The sequence below is a fragment of the Trichormus sp. NMC-1 genome, assembly GCF_001858025.1.
Classification (GTDB): Bacteria; Cyanobacteriota; Cyanobacteriia; order Cyanobacteriales; family Nostocaceae; genus Anabaena.
Map to the genome: position 1 here is coordinate 69,249 of NZ_LZQD01000011.1, position 12,291 is coordinate 81,539.

A 12,291-nucleotide genomic window follows, 5' to 3' on the forward strand; every position below is an offset into this window, starting at 1 on the left:
ATTGACACCTTAAAACTACTCCCCCTACACTGGCCTATCATCCCCACTCAGGGAAAAAGACCATTAGGATATCAATGGGAACAACACCCCTGGTCTCCTCAAACATTGCTGAACCAACTCCAGCAATATGAGAAAGTCCCAGTCAGAAACCACAATCACGGGTTTTACAAAATAACCCCCACAGGTATAGGTCTCCTTTGCGGTCAAAACTCCCAGGAATTTTTAATCGCCATAGACTGTGATGGATACAGCGCCCATGCAGCAATTATTAGCAGCTTGAGGAGGTAGTGGTAAAAAGTTCCAGTTTGTAGCGTTGTGGAGTGAATTGTCTGCTAACGCAGACCTCATTGAAAAACAAATAGGTAATAAAAGCTTGATTAAAAAAACCACCAATCCAAAAGCTGATTGATACCCTCAAACTACTCCCTCCACACTGGCCTATCATTCCCACTCAAGGAAAAAGACCATTAGGGTATCAATGGGAACAACATCCCTGGTCTCCTCAAACATTGCTGAATGAACTACAGCAATATGAAAAAGTACCAGTTAGAAACCGACATCACGGGTTTTACAAAGTCACCCCCACCGGTATAGGTGTCCTTTGCGGTCAAAACTCCCAAGAATTTTTAATCGCCATAGACTGTGATGGATACAGCGCCCAGGCAGCAATTATCGCTCATCAACCACTACCCACCACAGTTGCATTTACATCAGGACGACCAGGACGAGCGCAATATTTACTGAAATTGCCAGGTAACACTCACCTTAAACTCAAATCTCGCAAAATCACCACCGCCCCCGGTGAAGTTTTAGAATTTAGAGGTACTAAATTACCATCAATACTTCCCCCCAGTATTCATCCACAAACAGGTTATTATCGTTGGCTGAGTGGTTGTCGTCCTGACCAAATTGAAATAGCGATCGCACCATCTTGGATAATCGAACAGATGACCAAACGTGCGAAATCACCAAAAAGAGACTACTGCAAACATAGTAACTCCTTACCAACAAATCCAGAATTTACAGGTGAGGATACAGAAACAGCACTGCTATTACTAGAAATAATTCATCCTCGCTTTGCAGATAAATATGATTCCTGGATCAAGGTGGGAATGGCTTTAAAATCAGTCAATCCTACCCTATTTTCTGCTTGGGAAGAATGGAGTCAGCTATCAGCTAAATACACACCAGGAGAGTGCGAATACAAATGGCAATCTTTCAGGAAATGGGGGATGAATATGCAGATTTTACACCGTTTAGCTAATCTTTCCTAACTACTAATTATGTCAAAAATTGAAACTCAACAAATTGTGGATGCAGATGTAGCAACTGACGATAATGATACTGATTTCACCACCTCATTCACAGAAACTGATGTTGTTAACGTGGCATCTGAAAAGGAAAATAGATTTGATTTTGACAGCAACACTATCATCTTAGGCATCCAAATTCTACCAGCAAATCAACACGATTTACGGCAAGTGTTAATCACGGCTGGAATCAAAGGAGAACCACCATTAATGCAAGTTAGTACACTGCATGAAATCGAACAGTATCCAGTAATAGCTGAAGTTCTCATCAAACTAAAAGCTATTTTACCACAAATAGCAGAAAAAGCCCAACAAAAAGAAGCTCAAAAAGAGAAATTGTCTACCAAAAAATCAGAGAATAACAAAATTGTCAATCCTCCTGATTTACCACCAACTAATACTCATAAGACTAACCCATCTAATCAATTAACACTGTTTTAATATGCCTTACATTTTGCTGATTGAAGGTCAAGAAATACCCATAGCTGATGAAATTGCAGCTACTGACGAAACTCTCCGCAATGCCTTGACACCATTCTATCCAGAAATTGCTCATGCAGAAATTACGCGAACAGATAAAGAGGGAATTACCCAAATCCGCATGGTCAAGAAAGCAGGTACTAAAGGTTTAGGTGATATCCTCCAAACCTTAATTAACAGCGAACATCAATTTAACCCAGCGTTACTATTAAGTTGGCAAATCAAAATGCTAGAAATTCAAGGTCATCTGAATATCGAAAATCTGCTGTTATTACAAGATGAACTGGAAACAGCAATTACCACTGGAAGAGAATGGCAAACTGAATTAGACAAAAGTTTAAATATTCTCAAAAAATCTCCTCCCATACCTTCACAAATACCGATTTCCGGCTTCTAATGCATAATGCAGTCTCAGTATCAATTGGCTGCTGAGTCTTTGAAAAAATACCAGATTCCCCAAACTGTGCAAGAAGGAATTTGGTATTTAGAAGAACTCAGCGAACAAATTAATTACCTCAGTCTCTACAAAAAACTGTTCCCCAGTGAATGGTCATCCTCAAAAACTCCATTGAGACAACATTCGCATCCCAGTGTTTACAGTGACTTAGAAATTGAGTTTTTGGAACTGGTAAATGAGTGGTTATTTCCCATAGATTACCACGAAGATTTTCGAGAATGCACAGAAAGGTACACAGAAATTCCCGTTTACGCCCAAAACACAGATTGGTGGGAAATAAGTTTAGAAGAACTCAGTTTCACAGAACAATTTCTCTTGTCACTTATAGGTTATGGACATCCTCAAGAAGATTGGAATTCATTCTTTGGTTTCATTCCTGACAAATTGGTGACTGTGGATAAAATCAATTGGGATAAACTTTCATCACTTTGTCAACAAACAACATCAACTTTGTCTCTACTTTATGATGCCATATCCATCATTGACCACAGTACAGAATGTATTTGGTTAGATGTCACCCATGAAGAATATGTCTCCTTTGACTGGGAACAAGAAGTGCTGAAATATTTAGCTGAACAATGGCAATTATGCCAAACATATTGCCAGAAAATGACAGAATTTTCAGAATGGATTGAATCTTCTATTGACCATAGAAAACAGGTAATCAAACTATGGAACAAAGCACGGTATTAACTAACATTTTACCTCAACTCAACATTGGTGATATCTCACATTCAATTATCAACCAAACTGTTCATCCAGAAACACTAGCACATCTGCTATTTCTGCCAGGACAATATCTTCTAATTTATAAAGAAGGAGAAACAACAAATTACAAATTTATTGCTCCTGCTGCGTTGAGAGAAGCTTTTGCTGCTGAACCCATTGATTCAGGTTATTTACCAGCAAATACCGTGAAGTGGGGAAAATGCCACAAAGGAGAATGGTTGGTACAGTTTTATCCACCACAACGTTATTGCATCTCCTTAGAAAATACAAATTTTAAAATACCTATGCCGGGGTTAATATTTGCCGGATGTAATCGTCAATATTGGATTTGGGCTATTAAGAAATCCGAGCAAAATTCTCCCCTATTTTATGCACCATTACCAAATGTGATGGAGAACGGTTCTATTTGTTTTGGTGAAAATTCAGTTCCCAATTGTTCCCCTGAAAATATTATGCAGGTATGGCAATTATTTTGGCATAGTGCTTTCAATCAAGATTCGGTGCAGGGTAAGTCCAAATTATATCCTGAAGATGTGCGATCGCTTCTCTACCAACTACACAACAACAAATCTAAAAGATACCCCACACGAGATTTAGTACCTTGGGGTAACAAAACCATCACCACTGCAATTGAAGAGATTATCTCATGACTATACCAGAACTCATCAATTATCAATTTGCCACCAGCACCGACTTACCACCGATAACAGGCAAAATGATGGAATACTGGGTAGCTGGGAACGGAGTGTTTGTCCGTGCTGCACGTCAAGGACTATCTGCGTGCTTTCCTATCAACCAATGCAGTATTCGCGGTTTACCACATCTCACACCCTATTTTCACCTGCAATATCCCTTAGTTTCCGCTAGGTTAACGTTGCAAATCCTACAGTTAGCTCAAATTGAAGCAAACAGCAACAAAACCACTTCTTGTATAGTTGTAGACCCAGATATCATTGAACCTAAAAACATTCCCCGACAGAATTTTCAACAGTCAGAAATTGGGTTATACAAAGCAGAAGTTTTAGCAGCTAGATACAGTTTAGGATTAGGAGTGCAAATTAGTGCGATCGCTAAACAGTTTACCAAAAAAATTGTATCAACCAAATGGCGTAAATTAACAGTGATTATCGGTTGTGTAGATAATGCTGCTGCGCGTGCTGAAATTAGCAGTTGCTTAGACCAAAATTACTCAGGTTCTCTACCACAAATTTGGTGGTTAGATTGCGGTAATCATGCTAATTCTAGTTCTGGACAAGTAATGCTTGGTTCTACTAATCAATTTACCTTAGAAGCTGCTTTTGATAATCTTCAAAAACCGAACTTTTGCATTAATATTCCCAGTCCTTCTGAGCAACATCCAGAACTGTTAATTCCATTACCTGAAGAATTAAATTCAACAGGATTGTCATGTGCTGAAATTCAAGCACGAAACCGCCAAAGCTTATTTGTTAATCAACAGGTAGCTGTTATTGCTGCGGAGTATTTGCTGGCATTAACATTAACTGGAAGTTTGAGAAAATTTGCAACCTATTTCCATAATACTACAGGTTCTTGTCGTTCACTATACACCTCTGTAAATTCTCTGCAAAAGTTTACAGATGAGGAAATTATTCCCAAAAGTCGCTCAATTTCAGTTTAGCACTACAGGATTAAATCACTTTCGCTGACGCGCTTCTTCCTTGGAGAAATTCAAGGGAGAAGATTATTTATAACACTTACAAAAATCCTTGAGACTCTTATTTTTTATGTATTTTAGGTCTTTGTAACTAACCACAGAGATAAAACCAATGCTCAACATTACTAGAGTACAACTTAGTGCTAGTGGATGGACTCTCAATATCCTTTCACCCAGAGTTGCTACTATCACCAGTCCTTTGGGACAAAGAAAAGTCACATATTTCGGTTTTGAAACTGAAGAAAAAGCAATCCAATTTAAAAGATGGCTAGTTGAAAATACTACCAATTCCTCTAGTTATGTAAGGAAAGCAGAACGATTAAGTCAAAATTGGGAATGTAAATGTTGGAATGTACCAACAGAGTTGATAATTCAAATAGCCGAACTAGATATAAACCAACAAACCCAGCTTAAAAATCAACAAAATTAGTTCAAGTAATAAATTATTTAGCACCAAAACGATTAATTTATTATGCGCTACGCGCTAAGTATTTGATGATTTTAATCAGAAGGCGTAATCTCTATTTTAGATTAGGTTCCTAATTTTATAAAGGTGTATATCAACATAATAATGTATACATAAAACGCCTTCGTTGTCAATCAAATCATCATATTTTCTGGCTAAAAATTGTAGAATCTCTATCAAACCATGAAACTATCTCATTCATTTACAGCCAATATTACCAAAGAAACTTATGTCAGTTCATATAACAATGGTAATAACCAATCCTGTTCATTTTTTGAAGATGGACAAACAATTACAATAAATTTTAATACTGATTGTCTTCACCAAGTACGAGAAACCATCAAAGTTCTTCAACAAATTTATCAATCTCTTGCTCAACAACGACAACAGCAAATTACAAATGAGATTGAACAGTTAAATACTCATAGTCTCATCCCAGTTTCTCCAAGTAATAACGGTAAATCTCACACAGTAGAAATAGGTTCATGAACAGACCTTTTTTATTAATTTACACAATGATTTGTAACGACATTACCACTTCAAACTAAGCAGATGATGAAAAATCGTAAAAATTGAGAAAATTTCATCTGTAATAAAACGCTAACAACTTTTATGCTGGTGGTTTTTAGCGATTAATTGAAACTTGCCAAACATGAATTCCAGAACATAACTACTCTGTATACAAAGTACAGGGTGAATCAAGGTGTTTAGTAGCAAACTAAGCACCTCTTATTTCATTGCTTTATTGACATCAAAGTAAACCAAAATTATGAAATTCACCATTTCTCAAAAAGACCTCGCTGATACCCTCGCTGTGGTTAGTTACGCTGTACCTAACAAACCTCATCATCCTATTCTCAACAATATATTGTTGGTTACAGATAAGCACGAACAACAAATTTTAGTGACTGCTTTTGATTTGAGTTTAGGAATTCGCGTTCAATGCAAATCCAGAATAGAACTTGAAGGTAAAATTGCTTTACCCGCTAAATTATTCACCCAAGTAATTTCTAGCCTTCCTAAACAAGATATTACTCTGGAAATTGTAGATAACGCTGCTATTATTACTCACTCCTGTGGTAAATGTCGAATTCAAACGGTTAGTCCTCAAGAGTTTCCATCTTTACCAGAAATTGAAGGGAAGAATATTATATTACCAGCAATTAAGTTGTTACAAGCATTAGAAGCAACATTATTTGCTGCTAGTCATGATGAAAATAAACAAGTTTTAGCTGGAGTTCATTTCCAATTTACTAATAGTAGTTGGGAAGCAGCAGCAACAGATGGACATCGGTTAGCAGTTGTTTCTGGAATGATAGAAACGGATGAACAGTTAACAGAAACTACACAAAGTAATGTTGATTCAAATACCATAGAAATCACAATTCCTCAACCAACACTAATAGAATTACAAAAGATTTTGGGTACTGTAGGAGATAGCAGCGAATGTACTATTAGCATTGATAATAGTATTGCGGTGTTTACCTTACCCACTATCCAAATTACCACCAGATTATTAGAAGGAGATTATCCCAAATATTCAGCTTTAATTCCCCAACAATTTCAACATCAATTTATTGTTGATAGGAAATTGTTTGATAATGCTCTAAAAAGAGTGGGAATTGTAGCTGACCAAAAGAATAAAATTGTCAAAATTATCTGTGACTACCAGCATCAACAAGCAACTTTATCTACTGAATCTTCAGATATAGGTGGTGCTGTGGAATCTTTAAATATTAAACCTCAAGATGGTTATCAGCAACAATTAGTCATGGGTTTTAATATCAAATATCTGGAACAGGCTCTCAAAATCCTACCTACAAATGAGGTATTGATTAATATCAACCAAACTACAACTCCTGTGGTTATTACTCCTGTTGATGGTATTCTCAATCAATTAATTTTGGTAATGCCAGTTCAACTTATTAATAATAACAGCACAGCTATGGAAGAAGATACTTCAGATGATGAAGAAGTTATCGTTACAGAAAATATTTCCTCTGAAACTGAAGTAAATGAGGAAATAAATATAGCTGCTGAAGGTGGGAATACGGAAGAAGTTGTTAAGGAGAAAAATAATCTGATGAACACAGATTCTTCTCCACCGAAAAATACAGCAAACACTAAAGCTAATTCTCAAACTTCTGCAAATTCTACTCCTAAAACTAGAGGAAGAAAAAAGAAAGTTGCTGCTGCATAGTCAAAAGAGGCAGGGTGCGGGGGGCAGGGGGAAGACTGGAAAACTGAGACGAAGCTTGTACTCCACCCCTGTCCAATAGCCCTGGAAGGGCAGCTTCGTACCGATGTTTCACTTTGCTGCACACAGAGAGGGAAAGCTTCCCCTGCGAGAAAGCCCCGTTCCCCTCTGCCTCTTCGGTGACTGAATCAAAAATTGCAGTGGTTGAGATTTAGCTAATACCAATTCTGTATAAAGATGAGCCACATTTGTCTTTCCCCCTACCCCCTGCTCCCTGCTCCCCTGCCTCTTTTCACACCCCAAGTTTATTACTAATAAATGAGCTTGGGGAAATTCAACTTATCTACTTTTGAAAAATATGACATACCAACCACTTCACCTGAAATATCGTCCCCAGTCTTTCGTTGAACTTGTTGGACAAAGAGCGATCGCAACTACTCTCACCAATGCTATCACATCCCAACGAATTGCCCCGGCGTATCTATTCACTGGTCCCAGAGGTACAGGTAAGACTTCCAGCGCCCGCATTTTTGCCAAATCTCTCAATTGTCAACATGGTAATTCTCCTACCCCCACACCCTGCGGCCTGTGTAATTCATGTACCAGCATCTCCAAAGGTTTATCCCTGGATGTGGTAGAAATAGATGCTGCTAGTAACTCTGGTGTTGAAAATATCAGACAAATTATTGACCGCACCCACATTATACCTGTCAACAGCCGCTACAAGGTGTTTGTTTTAGATGAAGTGCATAGTCTCAGTTCACAGGGTTTCCAGGCTTTACTCAAAACTTTGGAAGAACCACCAAAGAATGTAGTGTTTATCCTCTGCACGACAGAAATTCACAAAGTTCCTGCAACAATAATTTCTCGTTGTCAAAGGTTTGATTTCAAAAGAATTGGTGTTGAGGATATGGTACAAAATCTCAACCAAATTGTGAATGAGGAATTAATTGATATTACTCCAGAAGCATTACGTCTCGTTGCACAAATTTCTTCTGGTTGTTTGCGGGATAGTCAATGTTTACTGGATCAATTGAGTTTACTAAATATCACCATTGACCAAAATTGGGTATGGGAAATGGTGGGAAATGTGCCTGAATATGAATTGCTAACAATGGTGGAAAGAATTGCTGAAAATGACAGCGATTCAGTAATTAATATTATTCGGAATTTGTTGGAATGGGGTAAAGAACCTTTGGTAATTCTGCAAAATCTCACCAGCTTTTATCGAGATATGTTGATTGCTAAAACTTCTCCTAGCAGTAAGGAAATGGTGATGATAACTGAAGATACTTGGCAACAATTGTGTCAAATAACTAAAAGTTGGGAAACTACAACTATCTTAGCAGGACAGCAACACTTGAGACAATGTGAAGTACAGGTAAAATTATCTACTCAACCACAGTTATGGTTAGAAGTTGCTATTTTAGGTTTACTACCTGCTGCTAATTCCGCAAAATCGAGTCAATTTATTCCCATTGCTGAAAATCCACCTTGGACAAATTGGAAAACACCTGCTGATGCGATCGCTTGGGGACAACAGAAATTACCAAATATGAGTCTTGAATCCTTGCAAGAACATTGGAATTCTTTGATTCCAGTCAATGGTAAAAAAGCTCCTATTTGGGTAGAAACGGTACAACAGTTATCCTCTTCTCGATAACATTCTATCAATTGATATAGCAATCTTATCTGATTTTTGAAGATTCATTTATGGAAATACCCTTACCCAGCGGTGGAAAGATAATAAATGTCAATTTTCAGAATAAGTTAGGATTGCTATATAACCAGCCATTCATTGTGAATGGCTTTTAAATTTTCCATCACATACTAATTCCTAAATTAGTTAAGGGACTTCGAGTAAACAAATTTGAACAAAAGAACCACAGAGGCACAGAGGCACAGAGAACACAGAGAGAGAAGAAATAGAGAGGGTTTTTGCGTTAGTTTTGGGACATATTTTTATTTGGAAGTCCCTAATTTCTTACACCAATTTTATGGGAGGCTACACAGAATTATGAAATTCATTATTCCATCTTCATCTGTGTTTATCTGCGTTTATCCGCGTTCAATTATTTCTGATATTTTATTCTATGGAGTTTCATATTAATTTGGAATTACACTATAAAATTACCATAGCGTTTTTTTTGAGAATTTATTTGTAACAGGCTTTTAAAATATTAGCGGCTAATGCCATTATAGATGTAAATTAATTCATTTCTTTTCAAGATTAAAAGATAAAAACCATTAGTAAATAACTCATAATCACAATGAACATTAATTACAATCATCGTCATTTTATCACCAAAAGCGATAATCAAATTACCGTTGCTGAAGATAAGTTAAACATCTTCTACACAGATAATACAGTTTATCAATCCTGGCAACCTTTACAGACAATTAAACCTTACAATGCCCTGAAGCAAATGGTTATTGACATTGAAACTTCAGGGCTGATTTCTAGTCAAGATAGAATTTTCGCTATTGGTTGTATGAATAAATTGGGCGAGTATTTTGTATTTATGGATGAAAATGAATCAAAATTACTCTGCCAATTTATTTCCTATTTTCAGTCTATTTCTCCTGATGTAGTTCTCACATACAACGGTACAGATTTTGATTTTCCATTTATCATTACTAGATGCCTAATCAATAACATATCTCATCCATTTACTATTTCTCAGCAATCGAGAATTATCAAGACAGCACAGGTATTTGGTAAACCTATGAATATTTCCGAAATATTCATCAGCAACAGCCAACATATTGATGTCTATATTTGTGTCCTGAGATGGGATTTTGTCAACAAAGCATTATATCAACATTCCCTAAAAAGTGCAGTCATAGAAATGGGATTGCGAGAATCTGCTAGGTTGGTTTTAACTCTCCAAGAAATTCAACATTGTTGGGGTGAAGGTGCAGGTTCTCAAGGATGGGAAAAAATCAGAACATACCTAATTTATGACTTGGAAGATACGAAATTAATTGCTGATAAATTAGTGCCTTCTTATTACTATGAATCGCTGATAGTACCAGGTATGAATTTACAACAATTATCGCTCACTGGTAATGGTACTAAATGGCAGCGAGTTTTAGAAAGACAATATCCAGGTTACAAACCAACATCTGATCTGAAGTTGAAATTTGAGGGGGGATTGGTAATTTCTGTACCAGGTTTACACAAACACATTGCCAAAATTGATGTTTCCAGTCTGTATCCCAGCATTATGCTTAAATATGGGATTTGCTCCCGCAAGGATACGCGACGAGTGGGATTAAGTATTCTCGATTATCTCACCAGGGAACGACTCAGACTCAAAGAATTAGGAAAAGCTGGAGATTTAGCTGCTAAACAAGCTGAAGCTGCTCTCAAAGTGTTAATCAACTCGTTGTTTGGCTTTTATGGGACTTCTGGTGTTGGTTTTAACGATATGGAAGCTGCTGCACTGGTTACAGCTTATGGTAGACGGATTCTGCGATTCATGATTGAGGTGATTGAAAAAGCGGGAGGTATCCAGGTGGAAAGTGATACTGATGGTGTGTTCTTCTCCCACTCTGAACCTCTGCTGATATTTGAGAGGCTGCAAAATGCTTTACCTACTGGTATCAAAATTGAGTTAGAAATCCTTGCTAAAGCGATGTTTGTTCCCTCTAGAGGAGCTAAGAATTATATTATCTGGCATGAAGATGGTAAAATTACTACTAAGGGTTCATGGCGGAAACGAGACCGTTCTCGTCTAGAAAAGGAGTTTCCTTTGAACTACCTGACACAATATCTTCTGTCAAAAGCTAAGGCAGAACAATATTACCAGGAATTAACTAAGGTTATTCGTTGTGGTGATTTTCCTGTGGAACAGTTACAGGTTACTCGGAAAATTAAGAAGGGTGAAAAGGCTCTTTTGGTTCTGGGTAATACTGGGGATGTTGTGACGTTTTATCAAGGAATTACGGGGTTGACTAATTCTGAAATCTATTCCAGTGGGTATTATTTGGAGTTGATTGCTAAAAAAAGGGATGAGCTACTTTCGGTTGTTGAACCTCAAGGTGATGTGGGAAAGCAGTTGAGTCTGTTTTGAGTAGGGGGTTATACTGATAATGAGAGCGATTTTACTTTTTAGTACCAATACCATCACACAAATGGCTATCACTCTTGGCATTAGGGTTATAGGTTAAATAATCGCGTACCCAATTACAACTATTCACAAGCAACAAGTCTACATTTCCAACAGGCCACAACCGCGCTGTATTATCCCCAGATGCCGTATCCCCAGATGCCGTAGCAATGGTTTTACCGTCCGGGCTGAAACTCACACTATTGACTCGACCCTGATGACCCTTAAATTCCTGTAGCAGTTGCCCCTGCAAGTTCCACAACCGCGCTGTATTATCCCCAGATGCCGTATCCCCAGATGCCGTAGCAATGGTTTTACCGTCCGGGCTGAAACTCACACTATTGACTCGACCCTGATGACCCTTAAATTCCTGTAGCAGTTGCCCCTGCAAGTTCCACAACCGCGCTGTATTATCCCCAGATGCCGTATCCCCAGATGCCGTAGCAATGGTTTTACCGTCCGGGCTGAAACTCACACTATTGACTCGACCCTGATGACCCTTAAATTCCTGTAGCAGTTGCCCCTGCAAGTTCCACAACCGCGCTGTATTATCCCCAGATGCCGTATCCCCAGATGCCGTAGCAATGGTTTTACCGTCCGGGCTAAAACTCACACTTAAGACTAAATCCTGATGACCCTTAAATTCCTGTAGCAGTTGCCCCTGCAAGTTCCACAACCGCGCTGTATTATCCCCAGATGCCGTATCCCCAGATGCCGTAGCTTCCACAACCGCGTCCGGGCTAAAACTCACACTTAAGACTAAATCCTGATGACCCTTAAATTCCTGTAGCAGTTGCAAACCTAAACCCTGATGACCCTGAAATTCCTGTAGCAGTTGCCCCTGCAAGTTCCACAACCGCGCTGT

The 12,291-nt window shown here is 38.1% G+C and carries 13 protein-coding genes; 12 read left to right on the top strand and 1 reads right to left on the bottom strand.

The window, feature by feature from the left end; translation table 11 throughout:
* From A9Y75_RS26995 to A9Y75_RS23890, 12 genes are all read left to right on the top strand, one after another.
* Positions 1–288, top strand: a complete 288-nt coding sequence (locus A9Y75_RS26995) for a bifunctional DNA primase/polymerase (RefSeq protein ID WP_083389730.1) — start codon at positions 1–3, stop codon at positions 286–288.
* A gap of 152 nt (positions 289–440) precedes the next feature.
* Positions 441–1,274 carry a bifunctional DNA primase/polymerase gene (locus A9Y75_RS23840; RefSeq protein WP_343232450.1) on the top strand — a complete coding sequence of 278 codons (834 nt, stop codon included), beginning with the start codon at positions 441–443 and terminating at the stop codon, positions 1,272–1,274.
* 9 nt (positions 1,275–1,283) lie between these two features.
* Positions 1,284–1,751 carry a hypothetical protein gene (locus A9Y75_RS23845; RefSeq protein ID WP_071192045.1) on the top strand — a complete coding sequence of 156 codons (468 nt, stop codon included), beginning with the start codon at positions 1,284–1,286 and terminating at the stop codon, positions 1,749–1,751.
* A 1-nt stretch (position 1,752) separates the two neighbouring features.
* Complete coding sequence (locus tag A9Y75_RS23850; RefSeq protein WP_071192046.1) at positions 1,753–2,187, top strand: hypothetical protein; 435 nt, start codon at positions 1,753–1,755, stop codon at positions 2,185–2,187.
* 6 nt (positions 2,188–2,193) lie between these two features.
* Positions 2,194–2,940, top strand: a complete 747-nt coding sequence (locus tag A9Y75_RS23855; protein ID WP_071192051.1) for a hypothetical protein — start codon at positions 2,194–2,196, stop codon at positions 2,938–2,940.
* Complete coding sequence (locus A9Y75_RS23860; RefSeq protein WP_071192053.1) at positions 2,919–3,626, top strand: prokaryotic E2 ligase family D protein; 708 nt, start codon at positions 2,919–2,921, stop codon at positions 3,624–3,626. Before A9Y75_RS23855 ends, A9Y75_RS23860 begins: the two co-directional genes overlap by 22 nt.
* Entirely contained in the window at positions 3,623–4,615 is a 993-nt protein-coding gene (locus tag A9Y75_RS29175; RefSeq protein WP_236721510.1) for a ThiF family adenylyltransferase, read from the top strand. Before A9Y75_RS23860 ends, A9Y75_RS29175 begins: the two co-directional genes overlap by 4 nt.
* Before the next feature lie 148 nt (positions 4,616–4,763).
* Entirely contained in the window at positions 4,764–5,081 is a 318-nt protein-coding gene (locus A9Y75_RS23870; protein WP_071192055.1) for a hypothetical protein, read from the top strand.
* A gap of 219 nt (positions 5,082–5,300) precedes the next feature.
* On the top strand, positions 5,301–5,606 hold the full coding sequence (locus A9Y75_RS23875) for a hypothetical protein (protein WP_071192056.1): 306 nt from the start codon (positions 5,301–5,303) through the stop codon (positions 5,604–5,606).
* Positions 5,607–5,886: 280 nt separating this feature from the next.
* Entirely contained in the window at positions 5,887–7,317 is a 1,431-nt protein-coding gene (dnaN, locus tag A9Y75_RS23880) for a DNA polymerase III subunit beta (RefSeq protein ID WP_071192058.1), read from the top strand.
* A gap of 355 nt (positions 7,318–7,672) precedes the next feature.
* Positions 7,673–8,977 (top strand): DNA polymerase III subunit gamma/tau, encoded by a 1,305-nt coding sequence (locus tag A9Y75_RS23885; protein WP_071192060.1) that lies wholly within the window; start codon positions 7,673–7,675, stop codon positions 8,975–8,977.
* A gap of 607 nt (positions 8,978–9,584) precedes the next feature.
* Positions 9,585–11,390, top strand: coding sequence for a DNA polymerase domain-containing protein (locus A9Y75_RS23890; protein WP_071192062.1), 1,806 nt, complete (start codon positions 9,585–9,587; stop codon positions 11,388–11,390).
* A 31-nt stretch (positions 11,391–11,421) separates the two neighbouring features.
* Here the strand turns inward: A9Y75_RS23890 and A9Y75_RS23895 are convergent.
* Positions 11,422–12,291: WD40 repeat domain-containing protein (locus A9Y75_RS23895; protein WP_143046496.1), on the bottom strand; the 870-nt coding region annotated here is incomplete at its 5' end.

Excerpts from the sequence above, each read along its gene's own strand:
- A9Y75_RS23875 (WP_071192056.1), top strand. The coding sequence starts at position 5,301 with ATGAAACTATCTCATTCATTTACAGCCAATATTACCAAAGAAACTTAT.
- A9Y75_RS23870 (WP_071192055.1), top strand. The coding sequence starts at position 4,764 with ATGCTCAACATTACTAGAGTACAACTTAGTGCTAGTGGATGGACTCTC.
- A9Y75_RS23890 (WP_071192062.1), top strand. The coding sequence starts at position 9,585 with ATGAACATTAATTACAATCATCGTCATTTTATCACCAAAAGCGATAAT.
- dnaN (WP_071192058.1), top strand. The coding sequence starts at position 5,887 with ATGAAATTCACCATTTCTCAAAAAGACCTCGCTGATACCCTCGCTGTG.
- A9Y75_RS23855 (WP_071192051.1), top strand. The coding sequence starts at position 2,194 with ATGCAGTCTCAGTATCAATTGGCTGCTGAGTCTTTGAAAAAATACCAG.
- A9Y75_RS23845 (WP_071192045.1), top strand. The coding sequence starts at position 1,284 with ATGTCAAAAATTGAAACTCAACAAATTGTGGATGCAGATGTAGCAACT.
- A9Y75_RS23860 (WP_071192053.1), top strand. The coding sequence starts at position 2,919 with ATGGAACAAAGCACGGTATTAACTAACATTTTACCTCAACTCAACATT.
- A9Y75_RS23885 (WP_071192060.1), top strand. The coding sequence starts at position 7,673 with ATGACATACCAACCACTTCACCTGAAATATCGTCCCCAGTCTTTCGTT.
- A9Y75_RS23850 (WP_071192046.1), top strand. The coding sequence starts at position 1,753 with ATGCCTTACATTTTGCTGATTGAAGGTCAAGAAATACCCATAGCTGAT.
- A9Y75_RS29175 (WP_236721510.1), top strand. The coding sequence starts at position 3,623 with ATGACTATACCAGAACTCATCAATTATCAATTTGCCACCAGCACCGAC.